This window comes from Psychrobacillus sp. OK032, assembly GCF_900111345.1.
Lineage (GTDB): Bacteria > Bacillota > Bacilli > Bacillales_A > Planococcaceae > Psychrobacillus.
Window position 1 is genome coordinate 69,837 of the sequence record NZ_FOGY01000002.1, and the last position, 22,375, is coordinate 92,211.

Below are 22,375 nucleotides of genomic sequence, written 5' to 3' on the forward strand. Positions count from 1 at the left end.
ACTAGAAGAGCACTGCTAATCACAGTGCTCTTCTAGTTGATACCTATTTAATTTATGCGGTGACATCACGCTTTGTAAACGTCCAATAGCTAATTGCCAAAAAGAAAACGAAGTAACCAACCAATACGAAAACTGAAAATGGTGTCGACATTCCTTCGATAAAGGAGCCTCCTGTTTCTATTTGGGTAAATGTATGTGAGAATAGTATATATTTCACGATTTCGTAATTACGCAAGAAAAAGGCAAATTGTGCACCGGTGAACATAAGGAAAATGGCGATTCCAATTGCTAATGAGCTTGAACGGAAAACAGTCCCAATTGCAAAGGCAAAGCTTGCAATGATTATTACGTCACCTAATGCTAATACATTCAACCAAATGGATTTTAGCCAATACGACACTTCCGTTACTTGACCATTCACAATCTCCAGTAGACTTCCACCTGAAGCTTCATAAAAAATCATCCCCATAATAAGCGACACGACGTAAGAGATCACAGTTAAGAAAAGCGCAAATGCAATGACCGTCAAAAATTTAGAAGTGAGAATTTTCCATCTTCGGACAGGTCGCGCCAATAGCATTTTAATGGTTCCTTGAGAGAACTCTGAAGCCACAATTCCTGCCGCTACAATGACCGTTAATAATGTGATAATTGAAGACATTCCGTATGAATCCATCATAAATCCTTCAAATTCTTTGTTGGATAGAGGAGCTACTCCTTCATCCAAACGGTATTGAAGTAACATTTGCTGATCTTCCAAGCTTTTTTTCGTTTCATCATTTAAATCCGGTACGGCCAACTGTTGTTTAACTATCGTAAGTTCTTCCGTGACTGATTGTTCCCAAGCAGGGATCTCCGTATTGCTATCTATCCATTTAGTGATTGCGACAAGTCCAATAATCATTGCAATTAGTAATGCAACCATTACCCATGTTGACTTTTTATGCCACAGCTTCATCCATTCATTTCGAATTAGATTCAACAATTTGCCCACCTCCTGTCATTTCTAAAAACTGCTCTTCTAGTGTTTTACGATGATGAGAAACGGCATAAATCGCAATATTTTGTTGCACTAATTGTTCAACAATCGCTGGAATTACTGACTGTTCAACGTTAATTAACAAACCATTATCATAGTTTTCTATGATTACTCCTTTATCTGTCAGAATGCTACGAGCCTTTTCTACCGGTTGAACCTCGATGTAGTATTGAGATTGCTCGATTGAGTTTACTTCTCGAATTGCGACAAGTTTTCCGTTTTGGATAACTGCGATCCGATCACACATTAGTTCGATTTCCGATAATAAGTGACTTGACACTAAAACTGAAACACCATCTTCTTCTGCAATCTTCCGTAAATATCTACGAAATTCTCGAATACCTGCAGGATCTAGGCCGTTTGTTGGTTCATCTAATATGAGAAATTTCGGATTATTTAACAATGCCTGAGCTAAACCTAAACGTTGACGCATACCAAGTGAATAGGTCGATACTTTTTCATGAATGCGTTTTTCCATTCCCACTTGGCTAATAACTTCATCTATCCGTTTTTTCGTCACATTTTTATGCATCCGAGCGAAATGGACCAAATTTTTGTACCCTGACATAAACTTATACAATTCTGGATTTTCAACGATAGCGCCCATTTTACTTATACCTTCTTCAAAATTGGAACGCAGTGAAAGGCCATCTATTATTACTTCTCCCGAAGTCGGCTTCATCAGGCCAGCCATCATACGGATCGTTGTCGTTTTCCCCGCCCCATTTGGTCCTAAAAACCCTGTAATCTGACCTGGATACAGAGATAGATTTAACTGATCAATGATTTTTTTCTTTCCGATCGTTTTAGATAGATTTTTTAATTCGACGATAGGTTTCATTTCCACTCAAATCACCTTCCTTTATTAGTTTTGTCATCCATGTTATTGCATCCACACCGGATTGATCACGGATCGTTTCAACCTCCTCATAAGCTAATATTTTCCCGTGATTCAATAGTATAATGGCATCGAGTAACGGCTCCGCTTCCTTAATTTCATGTGTGGACATAAGAACCGTTTGTGTTTCCGGATCAGTAAATTGAATCATCCCTCTAATAATGTCCTCACGAACGAGAGGATCAAATCCCGAAAATGGTTCATCTAACAAGTAGTAAGAAGCCTCTCGCCCTAATGTTGCCGCCATTTTGGCACGCCCCCGGTTCCCTTTAGATAAGTTTTTGAGCTTTGCTTCTAAAGGCACATTTAAATATTGTGCTACGATACAAGCTTTCGAATAGTGGAAGTCTTCGAACTGCGTTTCATAAAAACGGAATAACCGCTCAACCGAAAAGAATGGATAGAAAACATCAGCATCTGGCATATAGGCTATTTCACTTGCTATTCTTCTCGTCGATTGAAAACCATTGACCTGAATAGTTCCACTTGTGGGGGTTGTGAGTCCTGCTATTATCTTTAATAGTGTGGATTTGCCACTCCCGTTTTCTCCCACTAACCCAATAATCTTTCCAATTGGAATGGTTAGATTGAGTTCAGTTAATGCTTGATGTTTTCCATAGTTTTTGCCTACGTTTTCTAATACGATCACAGTTCTCCACCTCGCTCCCGCGTTTGAATATACTCAATCATTTCTTTTTTTGAAAAACCTAATGCTTCGATACTGGTTAGAAAAGACTGTACAAGACCTTCTTTTACTTCGTTGCGTAATTGCTGTAAACGTGATTCGTTATCCGTTACAAAAGTTCCTTGACCACGTTTCGTTTCTGAAATCCCCATCATTTCCAGCTCCTTGTATACACGCTGCATTGTATTTGCATTAACACCGACTTCCACTGCATATTCACGAACCGAAGGCAATTTTTGGCCTGGTTTTACATTGCCTCGAATAATTTCTCCTGTAATTCGGTCGATTAGTTGTTGATATATTGGTTTGTCCGGCAAAAAATCGATGCTCATCTTAAATCCTCACTTTCTTTTCGAACCACAGTGCCGCCCCCCAAAAAAGAATGATAGCAAATGCAGTTATGATGACAATATCACTTAAGTAAATTGTCGGTTCTATCAAGAATGTCAAATCTCTATAATTCTCATTCATACTAAACTTCTCAATAAAGCCGGGTACTGGAATAGTAATACCTCCGAAACGAGGGAAATTTTTAATGAACTCGAGGGAGCTATTCGTACTCCAAATAATTGAACTAACTATATACAAGAAAAAGGTAATAATAACGGAAAATCCTTTTACATAGGGTCGTATTAAATGGTAAATGACCCAAAAGAAAAGCACGATAATTAAGTTAAGGATAATGGAGAAAAAGATACCAACAAATACGTACACTTTTATTTCCAATAATTGACCAAATGTCATAAACTCAGGATCAGCATAAAATATTTGTAAGATGACTAATAATAACTCGATCCAGAGTAAAGACAAGGATGTAATGATCGTAGCAAATGCAAGCTTAGTGCCAATTAGTTTATAAATAGAGCTTTCCGTATGCAACCAAATATCAGGTCTTTTCATGTCTAGTTGCAAACTTGTAATGAAAAGAATGGCAGCGATAAGATGACTAAAAAGTAGCCAAATCCCTGCTAATATTATTGCGGTTTTAAAAATAGGTACATCGTCTATCCATGCGTTTAACAATAGTGGAATTCCTACAATGCCTAACGTATTCAAAATGAAGAGTACGACGAGCCAAAACCTCATCAGCATCCATTCTTTTTGATTAAGGCCTTTCAATTGTTTCATATGCACTTCTCCTTAAGTATTAGTGTATTAGTTACATAGTACACTAATTCAAAATCATTTGTAAAGTATTTTTAGAATTTTTATAAAAAATAATAAGTATGGTTTTATAAAATTAAAAAAACGCCCCTCAATAGGACGTTTTCAATGAAATTTGCATGATAAGTTCGATTGTCACAACAATTAAGATTGCTTTTCGGTTTACTTCTTTAAATTTTAAGCAATACGAACCGATACATGTTTCATATTTCTATTAAGTTTTTTAATTTACCTTTGACATTTTCTAGTTCAGACTTCACTTCATCCGATTTAACGTTCAATGTATCTAACACAATTTCTACTTGGCGCAAGACTTCTTCTAGGCGGTCTTTAGACGTATTAATTTGCGAATGAATCATCCAATCCGTAAATATGTTATCGAAGAAATAATCGGTGAATGTCATGAAATTGCTTTGGTCTACTTGAATGACTTCTGAGACAATGTTTTTCACATCCATCAATTCGGTTTCAAAACGACGCAGGGCCATTTGCGCTAAGTGGATATAGTCTTGTGAATTGTTTAAACTATTATGCTTCATAGCTGTTACAAAAACTCCGCCGCCGAGGAACGTGTCCCAAGTTGACATAGCAGATGCTGAATCAAGTTCAGTGTTCGCTTGTTCAAGTGTGCTTTGGGCATTCTTTCCCGCTCTCAGTGCTTCTTCTATTTCTTTCAGCATAGACTCCAAGTTTGCTCGGTTTTCATATAGGTTTTCCAGCTCTTGTCGTTCATCGACAGTGTTAGCGTAAATCCACTGTTCCTTTTCATGCATTAATGACGCCCAATGCTGATCAATTAAGCCATAATCACCACTTTGAAGTTCTAGTTTTAAAATTTCTATATCTTTCTCGAGATCACGTAATGTTTTTTCCGCCTCATTATATTTCAATTCAACTTCTGCTGCTTCGGCAATTTCTTTTTTGCGTTTTTCGTTCATCGTTCCATTCCATTGGCTAACTAAATTAGAAAAGGAGAACTTGTCTAATTTCAGTACATCTTTCTGTTCTTTCGAACGCTTTTCTTCTAAATCAATACGAACAACTTCTAATTCCATCCACTGTGTTTGGAGTGATGCCTGCTTTCTTTGCAGCCGATCACGCTCATTTTTCCTCATGATTAACTGAGCTTGTTTTTCTTGTAAGTGTTGCCACATCGTACATTCCTCCTTTCCTTATGTACGCACTCACAAGGATGGAAGTTTCATTTGATTCCATTTTAATCAAACAACAGGGCTGAGAAATTGAATGATTTGTTTATATAAACTATCCTTTTCTTTACTTAATGTCATAAGATGTGAGGAGTTTTCAAATCTTTTTAAATCGATCAAAGCTGAAGAAACACTTTCTGCAATTTCAAGTGCACCTTCTTGATAGATAGCCTCATCTCGCCCTCCATAATAAATGGCAATTGGAGATGTAATAACTGATAAGTCACTTATCATCTCAAGTAGGAATTGTTGAAAACGCTCAAATGAGTCCATTGGTAATTGCTCGAATTTCTTTAATTCGTCTTGTATTTGTTCTTCCGATTTATTTTCTAATTTCTTATAGCGTACAGCATATTCAATAATTCGTTGTTTTACTTGTATAGGAGATTTATCCGCAGGTACAGACATAACTACCAGACGTTCAATCGGAAATTGTTGCGCCAATTTTAAAGCAAAAATTCCCCCTACCGATAATCCAATGACAAAGACCTGCTTATATTTCTTTGCTAATTGCTGATAGCTTTCAAGTGTATCCTCCCACCAATCATCAATTGTATAAGGAATTAATGCCTCTGCTTCCTCACCATGTCCCCTATATAATGGAGCAAAACAAGTAAACCCTAATGTTTGATGGATTGATTCGGCTAACGCTTTCATGTCACGCGTATGGCTTGTATAGGAATGTAGTAAAAGAACTGCAGTATTGTTTCCTTCCATATAAATGGATTGGGCTTTTTTTATGCGCATATTCTCACCTCTTATTTATAATCTCCTTGCTAAGTTAAAATATATTAGTGAGGATTTCTAATATAATATGTACTGTGAATGATAGCCACCTAATAAATAAGGCTAATTTTAGCTTGATTTATTGACCCGTAAAACTTTTCATGATATATTTATCTTGAATTCAAGATTTGTCATCTTGAGATACAGAGAAACGAAGAGTATAGTATTTGATATAGTTGATTTAATCATATGGGAGAAGTATCGTCCAGTTTGCAAAGTAACGATAAAAATTAATTAGCATTATGTTGTTAAATTTCGCTTGAAACTAGAATTACCGATAAACCGCAGAATTTACTATTAAATAAGGATAGGTGATACTAATGAAAAACTTTATTTATGAAGTACAGCCTAGTCGCGTGCTATTTGGAACACGTATGCTGCAACAAATTAAAGAAGAATGTACACTATTAAACTTCACAAAAGTATTAGTCATCTCTACACCAGGTCATATAGAATTAGCACAAAAAGTTACCAATCTAATTGGCGATAATGCCTTTGTTCATGCAAAAGCAGTTCAACATGTGCCAAATAACAGTGTGGAAAAAGCGATAGAAGTACTCAAACAATTGAATATTGATGGGCTCGTTGCAATCGGAGGTGGCTCCCCTATTGGTTTAGCAAAAGCACTAGCATTACATACAAGTTTACCCATTATCGCAATTCCGACGACATATGCCGGCTCCGAAATGACACCTATTTGGGGGATTACAGAAAATGGTGTCAAAACGACAGGCAATAATACGATTGTTAAACCAAAAACCGTCATTTATGATCCAGAGTTAACCGTTACCCTTCCTGCCGATGTTACTGTTACAAGTGGTATGAATGCAATTGCCCATTGTATAGAAGCACTCTATGCCGAAAATGCAAACCCCATTATTTCGACACTAGCGGAAGACGGCATACGAAAATTAGTGCGAAGTTTACCAATAATTTTAGATAATCCGGCTGACTTAAACGCAAGGGCTGATGCACAATATGGTTGCTGGCTAGCTAGTACAGCCCTTGCTTCTGTTGGCATGGCACTTCACCATAAATTATGTCATACGCTAGGCGGTACTTTTAATCTCCCACATGCGGCTACCCATACTGTTATTCTTCCACATGTAGTAACTTATAATCAAAAGTTTGCTCCTGACGCAATGAAAGCTATTGCTAGTGCATGGAATACAGCTGAAGAAAATTTAGGTGGGGTTATTTTTGATTTCATCCTGTCTTTACAAGCGCCAATTTCATTAAAAAAAATTGGTATGTATCAACAAGATCTTGCAAAAGCTACTGAACTTACAACAAAAAATCCATACTATAATCCAAGACCAATTAAAAAAGAAGCAATAGCTGAGTTGTTAAATAATGCGTATGAAGGAAAAAGGCCATCTAATTAAGATTGAGCACAGAAGTGATGGGCCCATTGATGTAGCCATCTGGCTCTTGTGAGATGCAATTGGTTCAACTTTTCTTCCATTTGTTCATATATTGTACAAAAGAGGAGGCATAACAGAATGGATCGATTTATTCTTTTAATGTTGGCTAGTATTTTTGCTGGTTTTGCGTTATTAAAGGTTCCCTTAGCAGATACTTTCTTGTCAGGTTTACAGCCAATAACTAACCTAATAGGTATTTTAGCTATTGTAATCTTCTCGCTTGTCCTAATATTTAAAGGTTCAATGGCATTACTAAACAAATAAAAAAGTTTAGACCTAGATTTGTTCTGAGTCTTTTATTCTTTAACCCGAGTTTCATATGGCTCTCCCCCTTTGAATCATTCATCTTTTTAAGCACATAAAAATAAGAGACTAATAATTTTCGGATAACCGGATATATTAGAATTAACTTGGAAACTCAAAACCGCTAGAGAGAAAATATATTTCCTCTCTAGCGGTTTTATATTATTGGTGTACTCCTACTTCCAAGTAGTTTAATAATTGAAGGTAATTTCAAGATGAGGATCTAATTCTAACATCTTACATATTTACGTTTAAAACCAAGCTTTCCTTTATCAACTTCTTTTTGAATACTTTCATAAGCATTTAGGAAACTGTTTTTTTTCTTTTCCCGTTTCATTTCTCCTACACCTATTGCTTTTGCGGTCTCGATTGCTTTTTCATGGAGCGGCACATAGGAAATCCCCACAGTGTATAAAAAATTATTCATAGCGGATTTCGTTCGTTCTGGCGAGTCATGGATTGTATTTTTCACCAGATCGAGCATATTGGAAATCTTACTTTCTGTAAATTCAACGTCTTTTCGATTTCCTAAAAGCCAACAGTAGCAGCTCCACCCCGCTGACATTCTCAGCTCTTCCCCACTTGCAATCCATTTATCTGCAACTTCTTGTGCAATATCAGACTCTGATAAAGTAACGGCCACTACGTAATCGGACAACATATAAAAATACGCCGTATCCATCCAACGATCATAATCCGACTCCGTCATACCTCTTGGGTCTGCAATAATGCCTGCAAAGTACATAGCATCGTAGTTCCCTGTGGCATAAAGCTCTTCCGCTAAAGGCTGATTTATTTTTATTTTCTTAGCTATTGGCTTCATAGCACCTGTAGCCACACCAAAAAGCGGCTCATGCGCCCCATTAGATATGTAGATTTTTTTAGTTCGTTCCTTGCCAAGAGCTTCAAGCTCCTGCATAACTATTTCAAAATTCATCGTTTAGCACTTCCTTCTTTTTGCAGTTTTTCTCTAATGCTTTAGCCATCAAATACATCACCATTATCCTATAACCAACTACAATTTGTCAGCTGAATCACTTGTCCCACTAGTCTACTTAAGACTAAAAATTATTTTTTATCTTTATTAGAAAGTTCACTACGGCTATTTTCATCTGCTCCACACCTGGTTGTTCTATCGGAAAATGGCCAGTCCTTCTAAAATTTCTCATCTTTTCTTACATTGTAATCGGTTATAAAAGGATTCACTTAAGTTAAATGGCGTCATTGGATCTACTTCAGGATGGATAAGTAATATAGGGTAAATATCAAAATACTCAGGTTAGTTTAGTCAGATCCAAGTTATTTGTAATTAACTTCATTCTCGATACTTTATCCATCGTTAATTTGCCCAAGCGACTAATTACCTTATTTGGGGCAATTTGATCACGAACTTTTTTATTACTAGTATCCACGAACGTCGTTACAATCAAATCTTTAACATGTTTGCTCATACTAGTTGCATGATATGCAAGCATGCCTCCAATACCGGCTCCTAATAACAATTGGCTTATTGTCCCGATTGTATTCCTGATCAATGAATTCTGTAATTATTTTTATCCAATCACCATAATCCATGGATTTTAATGACTCACTGTCCTTGAGGCCATAAGGAGGGAAATCTGGAGATACAACATCATATCGATATAATTGTAACATTCTTACATAGGGTGCGAGTAGTCTACCGTTTCCACCTGCTCCATTAATTAAAATAACTTTAATTTTCGAGCTTGGAACAGACATTCGATAAAATTGGATATGATAATCATCCCAATCACACCATTTTCAGTTGGTAGGTTATTCTCATTTATTTGCAATTCCTCAGGAAAAAACCGCTGATATTTCTTCCAATACTACAATTTCATTGTATGTTACATTGTTTGCGTTAGAGTGCACTCACTTTTCCCCCAAACCGTATTATAATGCATTACTATCTCTTCTAAAAACATAGTAACTGAGGAAATTCATGTGGGTCTACGGCAATCTTATTGCTAATTTCTAACTATTTTACAAGTATTAAATCTGTTTCATTAGAGAAACAATGTTCCAACGTATGACAGTTCGCTATATTAACGACTTTATAGGCAATTATTAAAATAATAATATATACTCTCTCGTTGTTATCCAAATACACACCTCGTGGTATTAAGCAATTTACCTAGACTTAAATTTTTTTGAATAAATTCACTTTGATTAATAAGAACGTTTGTTCTATAATGATTTAAAAGGAGTGTTACAGTTGAGACCTCATCTAACAAAAAGTATTAGCTTACAAAGTTTTAAAGATTTTTATTGGTTAAAGGAAGAACTTCAAACATTTTGTAGAGAAAACGGACTAAGTCCTTCTGGCTCAAAAATAGAAATTTCCAACAGAATTGAAACATTTCTACGTACAGGAGAGATAATAAAACCTGTAAGAAAATCCAATGAAAATAGGAATACCCAATCTCAACTCGATTTGATTCTTAGTACAGTCATTTTAGAAAATCATCGTTGTAGTCAAAATGTAAGAGCCTTTTTTAAGACTGTTATCCCTAATTTTCATTTTTCTACTTATATCCAAAACTATTTTAAGCAAAATGCTGGCAAAACATATCGTGATGTTGTAGATGCTTGGTATAAAGAAGAAGAACGAAAGAAAGGCCCCTCGTACAAGAAAAAAATTGGTCCCCAATTTGAATACAATCAATTTATTCGTGATTTTTTTGCTGACCCTAATAACCATGGGAAAAGTCGAGAAGAAGCTATTGAAGCCTGGAACAACATTAAAAAGCTCCCAGGAAGCAATAATTATATATCTAATCATAAGTCGCATATTTAAACATTTCTAATGAAATGCGATTTTAATTTTTTTACCAGCAGAAACAAGTATTTGTTTGACTCGTTCATCAAATACTATTTCTTGCTTATTTAAAGCCAACAGAACATTCGGGGTAATTATCCAACTATTATGTTGCTACTAGTTGACTTTTTACAATTAATTAGCAATAGCACGATATACTCTTTTAATCGTCTCCATATGCATTCCTTCATGATAGAAGCTAAACAACAATGTTTCACCAAGTGTTTCAAATGTTATGCCAGCTCGGTTCGTAAATGGCTTTGAGAGTTTTTCTGAAAAGCGTCCTGGGACGAATTCTTTTATTCTTTCTGTTTGCTCTGTGAGAATAGCAGATATTTCTGCTAGTGATGGCGGTGTACCTTTCCAATCTGCTGGTTTCGTACCAGCACTAAAAAAGTCTTCATACTCTTTAGGCAAACTCATCTTTTCACCGGAAACACCATATACGAGTTTCTCTTGTATAAACGCAATATGTCCGAAATTCCAGCGAATATTATTGTTAAATCCAATCGGCACAATGTCCACAATGTCTTCTGGTATTCTATTGATCGATTTAACAGTTATCTCTCGTACGACTTCCATATGGTGTAAAATTGTTTTTTCCAACTAAAATCCTCCTCTTATATCTACTTACAATGTACCTTCCACATACTTCTACAATAATCCTTCTTCAAAATTGGTTTTTGGACTTTTATTGATAATCAGTGGAGTTATTTTGTTAATTTTTTCAACTGGTGATGTTGTTGCTTAGAGAAAGTGAGAGGTTACATATGAAAGACTATAGCTTGCTTAGTATTTCGATTGTCAGTGAGATCTTTGGGACGGCTATGTTGAAATTATCAGAAGGGTTTACTAACTTGGTCCTTCAGTTGGGGTTATTGCCGGTTATGGCTTGTCATTTTATTGTTTGGCCATTTGTTTAAAAACGATTCCCTTAAGCTTTGCATATGCTATTTGGTCTGGGGTAGGTACTGCGATCACTGCGCTGATTGGGGTTTTAATTTGGGATGATCCGTTTAACTTGCTCACTCTTTCAGGTTTAGCCATTATTATCGGTGGGGTTATTTTACTTAATGCATCAGACACTAGGAAAGAACCATCTCATTGAGCTGGTTCTTTTTCTATGGTCATTCCAAAATTATTAAAACAATTCACTCGCGAGCAGTCGGTACACGTCTAACCTTTTTTCTTGAGAGTGTGGTATGCTGCAAATCATCGCTTCCTCAAAACCATACTTGGTTTGTTCTTCTTGTAAGATCGCTGCCACCTCTTTTGCTGTTCCAACTAAGTGGATTTTGCGGTTTTGTTGAATTGCCATACGATCCATTTCTGATAAAGGATAATTCTGCGCTTCTTCTGGTGTTAATGTTTGACGAATTTGACCTCTCATTAGCGATAATCTGGAAATATCTTGCGGTAATGCTTCATATTCTGCTTCTTCTTTCGTTTCAGCAACTGTTACCATATATGTTACGTTGATTTCTGGTTTTTCCATTAATGCAGAAGGCTTGAAATTGCTGCGGTAAGCATCGAAAATTTCTTTCGTCATACCACCTTGGAAAAACTGCGCAAATGAATAGCCGAGTCCTAATCGACCTGCTTGAATAGCACTATTTCCAGTGGAACCAAGTAGCCACGCTTCTGGTAAAACGACATTCGATGGGGTTGCAATTGTCCGATTGTATAAGCTATCCTCTGGTACTTCATCATTCAATAATTGCAAAGTAGTCGACAACTTTTCATACATGTTATTTAGCATTGGTTGACGACCTTCTGATAGAGCATACATAGCATAATTATCTCCACCAGGAGCACGTCCTACACCGAAATCTATACGACCAGGAGAAAATGCACTTAATGTTTTAAACACTTCCGCAAGCTTGAGTGGAGAATAATGCATCATCATCACTCCACCTGTCCCGATACGTAAATTGGTAGTTTTCGCTGCTAAATGTGCTGCAATAACTTCTGGAGCTGAGCTCGCAATCGTCCCAGTACCATGATGTTCTGCCATCCACATACGGTGATAACCCAACTGATCGGCTAAAATTGCAAGCTCTTCCGCTTTTTTCAAAGCATCTACGGCAGTATTTCCTACTGTGATAGGTGCTTGATCTAGAACACTTAACTTCATTCGATAATCTTCCCTTCTTGATATGCAAAGTAGCTAGAAATTTCTCTCTTTATCAAATTGTAGTCTTTAACTATTGGAAGGTAAACAAAAGTGACTTTCTAACTCTATTAATAGAAATAAGTTTACATAATGCAAAAACAGGTACATAGACAATGAGCACAGCAAACTTTTAAAATTGAAACGGAGGAAATTTCAATGAAAAGAAAAATGATTGCTTTACCATTTGCCTTGTCCACCGCCTTATTATTAGGGGCTTGTGGAGATAACGAAGATGAGTTGGATGATGTCGAGGTGAACGATCCGTTATTAGAAGATGACGGCCAAAATGACATAGGAGTTCCTGAGGACGAAAATGAGGAAGAGGTAGAAGAAGGTACCGATTCCACTGAAAACTCCACACCCTAATATTTTGTTACTCGGAAGTGCACTTTCTCCTTTTTAGAAGGGGTTAGTGTGCTTATTCTTTCTTTAAATAAAAGAAACCAATCAGCAATACACCGATTGGTTTTCTATCCTCATTCTAAAATCTACCTTGCAATTTAAAAACAATCTCCGCAAATAATGTTGCAAATAAGAAAGTTCCTGTGTAGACAACGAGAGAAATTACAACAATTCGCCAACCTAGCTTTTTAAAACTTTCCAAGTCTTTCCCAAGAGATAGACCTGCATATGCTAGTATTGGGGTTGCTAAGGCCATAAAATTAATCTCTGCTGTTTTGGCAACTATCCATTCATTCCCAGGGAAAATTGGAGTAGTCGCGATTAATGCTATCAACGAAATCCATACGACCGCCGGCATTTTAGATATGAGCATGTTTAAGCCTAAACCAATTACTGTAAACAATACGATGAGAATCATCCCAGGAAGTGCTTTTACAGGAGCTACTCCATATCCTACCCAGTTCCCTAGAATTGCAATGATTCCTATTAATACTAATACTTTCATTTTTTCCAGCATTATTTTGCCTCCTCCTTACGTGTACGTCCAATTTTAGGCTCGAGCCATTCATAAAGACGTGCCGTTACAGGTAGTGAGAAGAATACACATAAATACGTTCCTAATATGGTAGAGATCAAGTTGGCTGCAGCCGCAAACAATGCAATATCCTCTGCATCATTTGGAAATGTGACAGCTAGTGCCCCTGAAGCAGCCGCCATCATACTGCCAGATCCGACCCCAGCTCCCATTGCCAATGAAATTGGATGGAAAATGCCAAGACTTCCTAAAAACCCTGCTAAAATAGCCAAATAGATAGCTCCAAATACTGTTCCGCAGATGTATACCCCTAATGCTCCTCTTCCTTCTGGTGAATCGGCTCCATACTTTTCTGAAATAATGGCTAAATTCGGCTCTCGATCTATCGAGAAAGTTGCGCCGATTGCCTCTCTTTTCATACCAATGAGCAATGCAATTGGCAAACCAATAATAATCGTTCCTAATACATGTCCTACTTCTTGAACAGCTAATGACACTCCTGCCTCGAAAATTTTAGGTAATGATGGACCTAACATCGATCCAAGCTTTGCTACAAAAAGCAAAAAAGATATCCCCAGTATTCCTGCTGCACGCTTCATCTGTACTTCATTCATTAATTTCAACTTTGGAAAACTTACAATTCCACCCATTAATAAAACATATAACATTGGAAACAAAGCAATTGTACCTACTCCTAAATTGAACTGTTTCACACCTATTACTTCACCTATCAGGACAAAAAACAGAACGATAATATGAAGCTTCCAATCTTTTAACAATAGTAACTCCTCCTTGAAAGTACACTAGTTATTTTTTTTGCACCACAATTTTATGTAATTTGAAAACTCCTATTTCGTTATTATTACACATCTACCTCCCACGCTGTCTAAAAACCTTCAAATATCAAGGATGAAATGGAGATAGATTTAGTAAAAATAAAAAAATCCATCTTGAAGAATACCTGCTGAAAAAGTATTCATAGAAGAGGATTCTTTTTACCTTAACAAATCATAACATCTATGCTAGTTCAATCAAACATTTTTTTAAAGTATTAATTAATTATACTAAAATGGTCCCCAATTAATGGAAACTCCAATAATTAGCGTAATTACAGCGATAACCATCCAAATTAGGAATAGCGGGAACATCCATTTGAACCACTTTGTATACGGGATTCCAGCTATCGCAAGACTTGCCATTAATGTTCCTGACGTCGGAATGATACTATTCGTGAACCCGTCTCCGAACAAATAAGTTTGAACAGCAACCTGTCTTGTAACTCCTAGCATATCCGCTAGAGGAGTCATGATTGGCATAATTAGTACAGCTTGTCCACTCCCAGATGGTACGACAATACTAATAATTGTATTTGCAGCAAACATAGCCATAGTAGCCATTATTGGCGATAGACCGGTAAATAAATTCGATAAAGCATACACAATTGTATCTAATACTTGCCCCTGCTCCAATACGACTAATATGGCACGTGCCGCTCCTACAATGAGTGCTCCATAAAGTAATTTTTCAGCACCCTTCATAAAATGAACAATAAATTGATTGTAGTGAATTTTTCCGATTACACCAACTAAAATTGCAACGCCCAAGAAGTACGCAGACATGTGGTCAAGTGTCCATTTGAACTGTAACGTTCCAAAAACCATAAAAGCAAAAGCAAGACCTACAAAGATTAGTATCCCCTTATGTTTATTCGTAAATTCACTATCTAGTTCACTTTCATCATGGTCATCTTCCTCTAAAAATGAATTAGAAAGGATGCTATTTTTAGGATCCTTCAATACTTTTTTAGCATAGCGCCATGTATACCAAATCGTAATTGAAACAATTACTACAAAAACAATAACACGGAAGAGCAGCCCAGAAAATAGTGGCAATTCAGCGATTTTATGCGCTATTCCTACCGAATATGGGTTGATAAACCCAACATTAAACCCTGCGAAAGTAGCTCCAAATGTAATCGCAACTGCAATAATCGGATCAAGTCGTAATGCTTTGGAAATAATAAGTCCAATTGAAACAAAAGCGATGACCGAGTTAGCGACAGCACCTACTGCTCCTCCTAAAGCGAAAAGAATCGTAATAACAGCTATTAAAATAAATTCATTTCCTCTTGTTTTATCTATCGCCTTCATCACTGCTGCTTTAATAGACCCCGTCGATTCAATGACTTCCATTAATCCACCGATAAATAGCACGAGGAATATTATACTACCGGATTCCACCATTCCTTTTTGTAAGGATAGGAGAATATCCATCACTCCGACCCCACTACTATCCACACTCTGATAAGTACCAGGCACGACCATCGTTAACCCATCTTTTTCAATTCTTTCAAACTGTCCGGCCGGAACTAGATAAGTAGCTAGTGCAGCGATTAATAGAATACCAAATAGTAAGACATACGTATCTGGCATTTTTAAAGAAAATCGTTTTTTATTTTTTGTTTCAGCTTTCATAGGCTCCCCCTTCTGTAAAAAGCAAACTATTTTTTTTAGACATTATGAACCTAAAAGCTTAAAGGTTGCATGAACAAACATATTAATCCCTTTTGAAAAAGCATTTTCATCTATATCGAAACGGGGATGGTGATGCGGGTAGTCAGTTCCCTTTTCTTTATTACCCGAACCTGTGAAAAAATAGGTACCTGGTGCCTTCTGCAAAAAAGCAGAGAAATCTTCCGCCCCCATATTAGGCTTCACCAAAACTAACGCTTCTTCTCCCCATAGTTCACGCACTGTTTCTTCGATTATTTGTGTTACTTCATGATCGTTCACGACTGGTGCAGGACCTTCCATATACTCAAAATGATAAGTAGCACCATGAGCTTCCGTTATACCTTTTACAACTCGTTCCATCAATTCCGTGACAACAGGTCGAAGTTCGGTACTAAAAAGACGAACAGTCCCCGCAATTTCAACGGATCCTGTAATAATATTCATAGCAGTTCCACCTGCAAATTTAGTGATAGAAAGGACTAGCGTATCTAACGGGTCCACATTTCGAGAAACAATATGCTGCAGGTTACTTACAACTTGTGCTCCAACAGCAATGGCATCTACCGTTTGATGCGGAAGCCCTGCATGTCCTCCCTGGCCGGTAATAGTAATGTTAAATGTATCAGGTGATGCCATTACAGGACCAGCTGCAACTCCAATTTTCCCTGTTTCTAGCGGAGACCAAAGATGAGCTCCAATAACCATATCTACTCCATCCATAACCCCAGCCTGCACCATTTCTTCCGCACCACCGGGAGCTAACTCTTCCGCATGCTGAAATAAAAAACGGACCTCGCCTTTCAATTGACCTTGGAAAGCAGAAAGAATTTTCGCTGTGCCAAGTAAAATTGCCGTATGACCATCATGACCACAAGCATGCATAACACCTGGATTTTGAGAGGAAAATGAAAGGGAAGTTTCTTCTTGAATAGGCAAGGCATCAATATCCGCACGAATTGCTAGCACTTTACCCGGCTGATCCCCTATCAAGCGCGCCACCACACTTGTTTTCGTAGGACGTGAAACTTCTAAATTATCGAAAGACTGAAGCGTTTCATAAATGAACTTAGCTGTCTTTTCTTCTTGGAAGGACAATTCCGGATAGGCATGAAGATACCTCCTCCAAGCGATCACTTCTTCCTTAATCTCCTCTATTAACTGTGTAATTGCAGTATTTTTCATCATATTTTCTCCTCACAATCTATGTATTAGCTTATTGCAAAACATAGATTTTATTTTGGGTTCATTTTCGGCTATGACCAAAATTATATATTAATTGAGACATTTTAATCAAGTGTTAATTTTCTAAAATATATAAAAATAAAAAACAAGACCATTTAATGATCTTGTCATAACATAATTTGATAAATTTTTCTTGGTCTCCCCCTAGGATGAGGGTTTTCTTCTCCTACCACTTGCGCCAATCCTTTTGACTCCAACTCAGTCAAAATTCTCCGAGCACTTCTCGGCATAATATGCATATGTTGTGCCAAATCATAAGCATTTATTTCTAATTTCCCGATTTTCTTTAATATCGATTCCAATTTACTTAAAGTTGCTATACTTAGTGAGGTTTGTTCACTTAATGTTTGAAGATGTTTCGTGGCATATCCATATTTTATCTGTTCAGGCTGTCCAAGAGGTCCGACAATTGTTTTGTCGTCCAATACAACCATCGATGACCCTTTGTGGAATTCTTTTGCATGCAATAAGGCGGTACCAGCATTGATCTCGGCCTCATAGACAGTTTGTCCAATTCCAATACCACATGTGACTGCATCATGACCAGTCAACTGAAGAATTGCGAAATCCGGGACAACGGTAAAATCTTTCGTAGTTTCTCTAAGAAGTCCATGAGTAGTAAATATGACAAACCGGCCTGGCCCAGCTGATTTAAGCGAACCATTTATTTTTTTCGCATATTCTAGTAGCTTTTCCGTCATTTTAATTTCGATTTTATAAATTTCATCAGTGCTAAAGGTATCTTTCGTTAAACTAGAAAAGGAATCAAATTCAATCATCTGTACCGCAATTTGTGTGTCCTTAAAATGCATAGTCTCATGTGTTTGGAGAATGAGGGCTAAAGTTGAAACGATGGCAGATTGAGTAGGAAGAACTCGAAATGCGGGAACACCAAGTTTATTAAGCTCATGTTGAGCATTTTTTAGACAAGTGACTGCAGCTGCAGTCTTACCAGTTTTCCAAAGTTCATAGTGGTAGTGTACTATTTCATCTGTAGGAACTTCTCCTTCATAATATTTTATATATGTAGGTTTAACAGCTATCTTGGATTCTTTAAATACTCGTTCTAGTTCAGCAGGATGGAACATATCAAAGCTTATCTGGTCGAATGGTATTTTCTGATTATAGGCAATTTGCAACAACGTTTTAAACAAGCTGGAGCCGGAAGAAGGTACGTAAAACATTGGTTGCGTAATGCCCCCCCACTTCTTTGCAAAACCATATGGAATCTGTCCAGAAAAAAGCCACATATCTACGTCGTTCATATGCATTGTCAATTTCTCTATTATCTCTTCATCACGCCAATAAGAGATAGAAATACAGCTGAATTCAGGATATTGCATAACAACTGATTCCATTATTTCGATAGAATCTTCCGCACCAAACAGGCCCAATCGGATCTTCTTCAATTTTACTAATCTGCCTTTCTATTAAAAGTTTTCAGTTTATATTCCTATAATTTTAACATAATTATTTGCTCCTCTCATTAATCTTTAATTTCAAATTCACTTGGATTTTGTTCAACCGTCTGATTATTGTCCAGATCCAACCGATTTACATGTTTTTGCTAACTAATTTTCCAATTAAGAAAATAAAAAGACTCAAAACCGTTTTAAAAAACGATTTTGAGTCACTTTTATTAGTATACGGACGTATTCTCTTTTGTTATATTCTCCAAAATCTCTTTCACGCGAGCTAGGAAACGACCTGCAACTAACCCATCTAGTACACGGTGGTCTAGTGATAAACATAAGTTAACCATGTCGCGTGCAGCAATCATTCCACCGTCCATAATAACTGGACGTTTCACAATTGATTCCACTTGTAAAATCGCTGCTTGTGGGTAGTTGATGATTCCCATGGATTGAACAGAACCAAAAGATCCTGTGTTGTTTACAGTGAATGTTCCACCTTGCATTTCGTCTGATTTTAATTTACCAGAGCGAACTTTTGCAGCAAGTTCATTGACTTCACGCGCAATACCCTTAATTGTTTTTTCATCCGCATTTTTTATAACTGGAACGTAAAGTGCATCTTCAGTTGCTACAGCGATTGAAATGTTGATGTCTTTTTTTTGTACGATTTTATCTCCAGCCCACATCGAATTCATCATAGGGAATTCTTTTAGTGCTTGGGAGACAGCTTTTACGAAGAAAGCAAAGTACGTAACATTAAAACCTTCTTTTTGTTTGAAGTCATTCTTGATAGTGTCTCTGTATTGAACCATACTCGTTACATCCACTTCAATCATTGTCCATGCATGTGGCGCTTCGTGTTTACTACGTAACATATTTGCCGCGATAGCTTTACGAACGCCGGTTATTGGAATTTCAATATCTCCGACTGCAACAGGTACATTTACTGGAGCGGCTTTTGGTGCAGCTGTCACTTGTGCTTGTGGTGTAGCTTGTGATTGCTCCACTTTTGATTCTACTGGTGCGGCAACAGGAATCTCTCCGCTTTCAATAATTTTCAGTAAATCTTTACGTGTAATTCTTCCTTCATTGCCAGTCCCATTAACTAAAGTAAGGTCAATTCCATGTTCTTGTGAAAGTTTTAATACGGCTGGTGAATAACGAGCTTTTGCACCTTTTTCCCGGTTCACAGGAACAGCATTCTTTTGTACTTCCGCCGCTGGTTTGACAGTTTCGGCTGTTGGTTGCTCTGGAGCAGCTTCTACAACTTCCACTGAAGACCCACCTTCTGTCTCAATAGTACAGACTACTTCTCCAACCGCAAGTGTATCTCCTTCGTTTGCAACTAGTTCTTTAATAACTCCTGTAAAGGAAGAAGGCACTTCTGCCGTAACTTTGTCTGTGTTTACTTCAGCAAGTGCATCATACTTGTTTACGTGATCGCCTGGTTTTACTAACCATTTTTCGATTGTACCTTCTGTAACGCTTTCTCCAAGCTGAGGCATTTTGATTTGTTCTAAAGCCATGTAAGTCCCTCCTTATCAAATTCGCCTTGGCGTATTGCTTCCGCTTCTCTTCGTTCAGCTGCGCAGAAGTTATTGCTCCTGCGCAAAGCTCGTCGCAGAAAACAGTGCGTCCAGATTTTGAATCGTGTATGCACGATTAACTCCTTACAAAATCTGTGACATCCGCCGGAGGCATTATTAACTTTATTCGGCAAAGTGTTTTTTTTGCTGAATGGAGTTAATATTCCGCTAGCTCGCGCATCGCTTTTTCAACTTTATCTGGATTGATCATAAAGAATTTTTCCATAGTAGGCGCATATGGCATAGCCGGAATATCGGGACCAGCAAGTCGCATAATAGGTGCATCTAGATCAAATAAACAGTTTTCTGCAATGATTGCTGCTACTTCGCTAATAATGCTGCCTTCTTTGTTATCTTCTGTAACAAGAAGTACTTTACCTGTTTTAGATGCTGCTTCAATGATCGCGTCTTTATCTAAAGGATATATCGTACGTAAATCTAGAATGTGTGCGGAGATTCCATCTTTTTCTAAACGTTCTGCTGCCTGTAAAGCAAAGTGAACAGCAAGACCATACGTAATAACAGTAATGTCTTCGCCTTCACGTTTTACGTCCGCTTTACCTATTTCAATAGTATAATCCTCTTCTGGAACTTCCCCTTTAATAAGACGATAAGCTCGTTTATGCTCAAAGAACATTACAGGATCTTCATCGCGAATTGCCGCTTTTAGTAACCCTTTTGCATCATAAGGAGTTGAAGGAATAACAATTTTCAATCCCGGTTGGTTCGCAAAAATTGCTTCCACTGATTGCGAATGATAAAGCGCACCATGAATACCACCACCGAACGGGGCACGAATAACGATCGGACAAGTCCAGTCATTATTCGAACGGTATCGAATACGCGCCGCTTCTGAAATTATTTGGTTCACTGCAGGCATAATAAAATCCGCAAACTGCATCTCCGCAATAGGACGAAGCCCGTACATCGCAGCACCAATTCCAACTCCTGCAATGGCAGATTCCGCAAGGGGTGTGTCTAAAACTCGATATTCACCGAATTCATCATAAAGGCCATTCGTCGCTTTGAAGACCCCGCCTTTTCGACCTACGTCTTCACCTAGAACGAACACGCGCTCATCGCGAGTCATTTCTTCTTTCATTGCAAGTGTTATTGCATCGATATAAGACATGATTGCCATTATGCGTTCCCCCCATCTTTTTCTGCATATACGTGCTTTAATGCATCTTCAGGAGCAGCATACGGTGCGTTTTCTGCATAATCAGTTGCCTCATTTACTTCCTTCATAATGCGATCATTTATCTCTTTTTCTAGTTCAGTCGTCAAAATATCATTTTCTCGTAAATATTTTGCAAATGTAATAAGTGGATCTAATGCTTTACCTTCTGCAATATCTTCCGCTGTACGGTACTGACGATCATCATCATCAGAGGAGTGAGCAGTTAAACGATAGGTTACAGCTTCGATTAAACTTGGGCCTTCTCCATTACGAGCACGATCAGCAGCTTCTTTTACTACTTTATAAACAGCAATTGGATCTTTTCCATCTACCCTCACACCAGGCATTCCGTAACTAGAAGCACGATCCGCAACGGTTTTACTCGCTACTTGTCGTTCAAATGGTACAGAAATTGCGTAATTATTGTTTTCAACCATTGTGATACATGGTAATTGATGAACTCCTGCAAAGTTAAGTCCTTCGTGGAAATCTCCTTGGTTAGAAGAACCTTCTCCGAGTGTTACAAATGTAATAAAATCTTTCTTTTCAATTTTTGCAGCTAAAGCAACTCCCACTGCATGTGGTAATTGTGTAGTAACCGGTGAAGAGCCAGTTAAAATTCTATTTTTCTTTTGTCCAAAATGACCTGGCATCTGGCGTCCGCCAGAGTTTGGATCTTCCGCTTTTGCAAAAGCGGATAACATTAGATCTTTTGCCGTCATACCAAAGTGTAAAACAACCCCCATATCACGGTAATATGGTGCAATATAGTCTTTTGTATTATCAAGAGCAAATGCTGCTCCTACTTGTGCTGCTTCTTGTCCTTGACAAGATATAACAAAAGGAATTTTACCTGCGCGGTTTAATAACCACATACGTTCATCGATACGGCGTGCCATTAGCATCGTTTCGAACATTTTCAACACATCTTCATTTGTTAACCCTAATTCTGCGTGACGATTTGTTGTCATATAGAATTCCTC

General features: G+C 37.5%; 23 protein-coding genes and 1 pseudogene. 5 read left to right on the plus strand and 19 right to left on the minus strand.

The features are described 5' to 3' along the window. Positions 1-52 precede the first annotated feature (52 nt). The 7 genes from BMZ04_RS03915 to BMZ04_RS03945 form a co-directional block, all read right to left on the minus strand. On the minus strand, positions 53-985 hold the full coding sequence (locus BMZ04_RS03915; RefSeq protein ID WP_093265671.1) for an ABC transporter permease: 933 nt from the start codon (positions 983-985) through the stop codon (positions 53-55). Beyond that, on the minus strand, positions 963-1,880 hold the full coding sequence (locus BMZ04_RS03920; protein WP_177184353.1) for an ABC transporter ATP-binding protein: 918 nt from the start codon (positions 1,878-1,880) through the stop codon (positions 963-965). Before BMZ04_RS03920 ends, BMZ04_RS03915 begins: the two co-directional genes overlap by 23 nt. Continuing rightward, a complete protein-coding gene (locus tag BMZ04_RS03925) occupies positions 1,846-2,586 on the minus strand; it encodes an ABC transporter ATP-binding protein (RefSeq protein WP_093265676.1) in 741 nt (246 codons plus the stop codon). The genes BMZ04_RS03920 and BMZ04_RS03925 overlap by 35 nt, the downstream gene beginning before the upstream one ends. After that, positions 2,583-2,954 carry a GntR family transcriptional regulator gene (locus BMZ04_RS03930; RefSeq protein WP_093265679.1) on the minus strand — a complete coding sequence of 124 codons (372 nt, stop codon included), beginning with the start codon at positions 2,952-2,954 and terminating at the stop codon, positions 2,583-2,585. Before BMZ04_RS03930 ends, BMZ04_RS03925 begins: the two co-directional genes overlap by 4 nt. A gap of 1 nt (position 2,955) precedes the next feature. Next, positions 2,956-3,750: a hypothetical protein gene (locus tag BMZ04_RS03935; RefSeq protein WP_093265682.1), complete on the minus strand. Its 795-nt coding sequence runs from the start codon at positions 3,748-3,750 to the stop codon at positions 2,956-2,958. Between the two features lie 239 nt (positions 3,751-3,989). Further along, positions 3,990-4,940 carry a hypothetical protein gene (locus BMZ04_RS03940; protein ID WP_093265684.1) on the minus strand — a complete coding sequence of 317 codons (951 nt, stop codon included), beginning with the start codon at positions 4,938-4,940 and terminating at the stop codon, positions 3,990-3,992. Between the two features lie 66 nt (positions 4,941-5,006). Then, entirely contained in the window at positions 5,007-5,741 is a 735-nt protein-coding gene (locus tag BMZ04_RS03945; RefSeq protein ID WP_093265685.1) for an alpha/beta hydrolase, read from the minus strand. Positions 5,742-6,100: 359 nt separating this feature from the next. Between BMZ04_RS03945 and BMZ04_RS03950 the strand changes: the two genes are divergently transcribed. Further along, complete coding sequence (locus BMZ04_RS03950) at positions 6,101-7,165, plus strand: maleylacetate reductase (RefSeq protein ID WP_093265686.1); 1,065 nt, start codon at positions 6,101-6,103, stop codon at positions 7,163-7,165. A gap of 117 nt (positions 7,166-7,282) precedes the next feature. Then, on the plus strand, positions 7,283-7,468 hold the full coding sequence (locus BMZ04_RS03955) for a hypothetical protein (RefSeq protein WP_093265687.1): 186 nt from the start codon (positions 7,283-7,285) through the stop codon (positions 7,466-7,468). 268 nt (positions 7,469-7,736) lie between these two features. Here BMZ04_RS03955 and BMZ04_RS03960 read toward each other — a convergent pair whose 3' ends face one another. Together BMZ04_RS03960 and BMZ04_RS22225 are read right to left on the minus strand one after the other, a co-directional pair. After that, the gene (locus tag BMZ04_RS03960; RefSeq protein ID WP_093265689.1) at positions 7,737-8,444 is read right to left on the minus strand and encodes a DNA alkylation repair protein; all 708 of its coding nucleotides are present in this window, start codon (positions 8,442-8,444) and stop codon (positions 7,737-7,739) included. 337 nt (positions 8,445-8,781) lie between these two features. Next, the gene (locus tag BMZ04_RS22225; protein ID WP_177184320.1) at positions 8,782-9,042 is read right to left on the minus strand and encodes a hypothetical protein; all 261 of its coding nucleotides are present in this window, start codon (positions 9,040-9,042) and stop codon (positions 8,782-8,784) included. A gap of 701 nt (positions 9,043-9,743) precedes the next feature. Between BMZ04_RS22225 and BMZ04_RS03970 the strand changes: the two genes are divergently transcribed. Next, positions 9,744-10,325, plus strand: a complete 582-nt coding sequence (locus BMZ04_RS03970; protein ID WP_093265692.1) for a DUF6434 domain-containing protein — start codon at positions 9,744-9,746, stop codon at positions 10,323-10,325. 156 nt (positions 10,326-10,481) lie between these two features. Here the strand turns inward: BMZ04_RS03970 and BMZ04_RS03975 are convergent, their stop codons facing one another. Beyond that, positions 10,482-10,952 carry a DinB family protein gene (locus tag BMZ04_RS03975; RefSeq protein ID WP_093265695.1) on the minus strand — a complete coding sequence of 157 codons (471 nt, stop codon included), beginning with the start codon at positions 10,950-10,952 and terminating at the stop codon, positions 10,482-10,484. 164 nt (positions 10,953-11,116) lie between these two features. Here BMZ04_RS03975 and BMZ04_RS03980 point away from each other — a divergent pair. Further along, positions 11,117-11,454 (plus strand): annotated as a pseudogene (locus tag BMZ04_RS03980) (multidrug efflux SMR transporter). Positions 11,455-11,487: 33 nt separating this feature from the next. On the opposite strand, the gene BMZ04_RS03985 reads toward BMZ04_RS03980, so the two are convergent. Continuing rightward, complete coding sequence (locus BMZ04_RS03985; RefSeq protein ID WP_093265699.1) at positions 11,488-12,480, minus strand: LLM class flavin-dependent oxidoreductase; 993 nt, start codon at positions 12,478-12,480, stop codon at positions 11,488-11,490. Between the two features lie 195 nt (positions 12,481-12,675). On the opposite strand from BMZ04_RS03985, the gene BMZ04_RS03990 reads away from it, so the two are divergent. Then, positions 12,676-12,885: a hypothetical protein gene (locus tag BMZ04_RS03990; protein WP_093265705.1), complete on the plus strand. Its 210-nt coding sequence runs from the start codon at positions 12,676-12,678 to the stop codon at positions 12,883-12,885. Between the two features lie 115 nt (positions 12,886-13,000). Here the strand turns inward: BMZ04_RS03990 and BMZ04_RS03995 are convergent, their stop codons facing one another. The 8 genes from BMZ04_RS03995 to BMZ04_RS04030 all read right to left on the minus strand — a co-directional run bounded on the left by BMZ04_RS03995 (position 13,001) and on the right by BMZ04_RS04030 (position 22,363). Beyond that, a complete protein-coding gene (locus BMZ04_RS03995; RefSeq protein WP_255367792.1) occupies positions 13,001-13,438 on the minus strand; it encodes a hypothetical protein in 438 nt (145 codons plus the stop codon). After that, positions 13,438-14,235: a DUF3100 domain-containing protein gene (locus BMZ04_RS04000; RefSeq protein WP_093265710.1), complete on the minus strand. Its 798-nt coding sequence runs from the start codon at positions 14,233-14,235 to the stop codon at positions 13,438-13,440. Before BMZ04_RS04000 ends, BMZ04_RS03995 begins: the two co-directional genes overlap by 1 nt. Before the next feature lie 285 nt (positions 14,236-14,520). Further along, entirely contained in the window at positions 14,521-15,930 is a 1,410-nt protein-coding gene (locus BMZ04_RS04005; protein WP_255367793.1) for a YfcC family protein, read from the minus strand. A 42-nt stretch (positions 15,931-15,972) separates the two neighbouring features. Next, on the minus strand, positions 15,973-17,151 hold the full coding sequence (locus BMZ04_RS04010; RefSeq protein ID WP_093265713.1) for a M20 family metallopeptidase: 1,179 nt from the start codon (positions 17,149-17,151) through the stop codon (positions 15,973-15,975). Positions 17,152-17,318: 167 nt separating this feature from the next. Then, positions 17,319-18,620, minus strand: a complete 1,302-nt coding sequence (locus tag BMZ04_RS04015) for a helix-turn-helix domain-containing protein (RefSeq protein ID WP_255367794.1) — start codon at positions 18,618-18,620, stop codon at positions 17,319-17,321. A gap of 230 nt (positions 18,621-18,850) precedes the next feature. Beyond that, positions 18,851-20,152: a dihydrolipoamide acetyltransferase family protein gene (locus BMZ04_RS04020; RefSeq protein WP_093265716.1), complete on the minus strand. Its 1,302-nt coding sequence runs from the start codon at positions 20,150-20,152 to the stop codon at positions 18,851-18,853. Between the two features lie 217 nt (positions 20,153-20,369). After that, positions 20,370-21,353, minus strand: a complete 984-nt coding sequence (locus tag BMZ04_RS04025) for an alpha-ketoacid dehydrogenase subunit beta (protein ID WP_093265719.1) — start codon at positions 21,351-21,353, stop codon at positions 20,370-20,372. Beyond that, positions 21,353-22,363 carry a thiamine pyrophosphate-dependent dehydrogenase E1 component subunit alpha gene (locus BMZ04_RS04030; RefSeq protein WP_093265722.1) on the minus strand — a complete coding sequence of 337 codons (1,011 nt, stop codon included), beginning with the start codon at positions 22,361-22,363 and terminating at the stop codon, positions 21,353-21,355. Before BMZ04_RS04030 ends, BMZ04_RS04025 begins: the two co-directional genes overlap by 1 nt. Positions 22,364-22,375: the final 12 nt, after the last annotated feature.

Excerpts from the sequence above, each read along its gene's own strand:
- BMZ04_RS03920 (WP_177184353.1), bottom strand. The coding sequence starts at position 1,880 with ATGAAACCTATCGTCGAATTAAAAAATCTATCTAAAACGATCGGAAAG.
- BMZ04_RS03930 (WP_093265679.1), bottom strand. The coding sequence starts at position 2,954 with ATGAGCATCGATTTTTTGCCGGACAAACCAATATATCAACAACTAATC.
- BMZ04_RS03935 (WP_093265682.1), bottom strand. The coding sequence starts at position 3,750 with ATGAAACAATTGAAAGGCCTTAATCAAAAAGAATGGATGCTGATGAGG.
- BMZ04_RS03940 (WP_093265684.1), bottom strand. The coding sequence starts at position 4,940 with ATGTGGCAACACTTACAAGAAAAACAAGCTCAGTTAATCATGAGGAAA.
- BMZ04_RS03945 (WP_093265685.1), bottom strand. The coding sequence starts at position 5,741 with ATGCGCATAAAAAAAGCCCAATCCATTTATATGGAAGGAAACAATACT.
- BMZ04_RS03950 (WP_093265686.1), top strand. The coding sequence starts at position 6,101 with ATGAAAAACTTTATTTATGAAGTACAGCCTAGTCGCGTGCTATTTGGA.
- BMZ04_RS03955 (WP_093265687.1), top strand. The coding sequence starts at position 7,283 with ATGGATCGATTTATTCTTTTAATGTTGGCTAGTATTTTTGCTGGTTTT.
- BMZ04_RS03960 (WP_093265689.1), bottom strand. The coding sequence starts at position 8,444 with ATGAATTTTGAAATAGTTATGCAGGAGCTTGAAGCTCTTGGCAAGGAA.
- BMZ04_RS03985 (WP_093265699.1), bottom strand. The coding sequence starts at position 12,480 with ATGAAGTTAAGTGTTCTAGATCAAGCACCTATCACAGTAGGAAATACT.
- BMZ04_RS03990 (WP_093265705.1), top strand. The coding sequence starts at position 12,676 with ATGAAAAGAAAAATGATTGCTTTACCATTTGCCTTGTCCACCGCCTTA.
- BMZ04_RS03995 (WP_255367792.1), bottom strand. The coding sequence starts at position 13,438 with ATGCTGGAAAAAATGAAAGTATTAGTATTAATAGGAATCATTGCAATT.
- BMZ04_RS04005 (WP_255367793.1), bottom strand. The coding sequence starts at position 15,930 with ATGAAAGCTGAAACAAAAAATAAAAAACGATTTTCTTTAAAAATGCCA.
- BMZ04_RS04010 (WP_093265713.1), bottom strand. The coding sequence starts at position 17,151 with ATGAAAAATACTGCAATTACACAGTTAATAGAGGAGATTAAGGAAGAA.
- BMZ04_RS04020 (WP_093265716.1), bottom strand. The coding sequence starts at position 20,152 with ATGGCTTTAGAACAAATCAAAATGCCTCAGCTTGGAGAAAGCGTTACA.
- BMZ04_RS04025 (WP_093265719.1), bottom strand. The coding sequence starts at position 21,353 with ATGGCAATCATGTCTTATATCGATGCAATAACACTTGCAATGAAAGAA.
- BMZ04_RS04030 (WP_093265722.1), bottom strand. The coding sequence starts at position 22,363 with ATGACAACAAATCGTCACGCAGAATTAGGGTTAACAAATGAAGATGTG.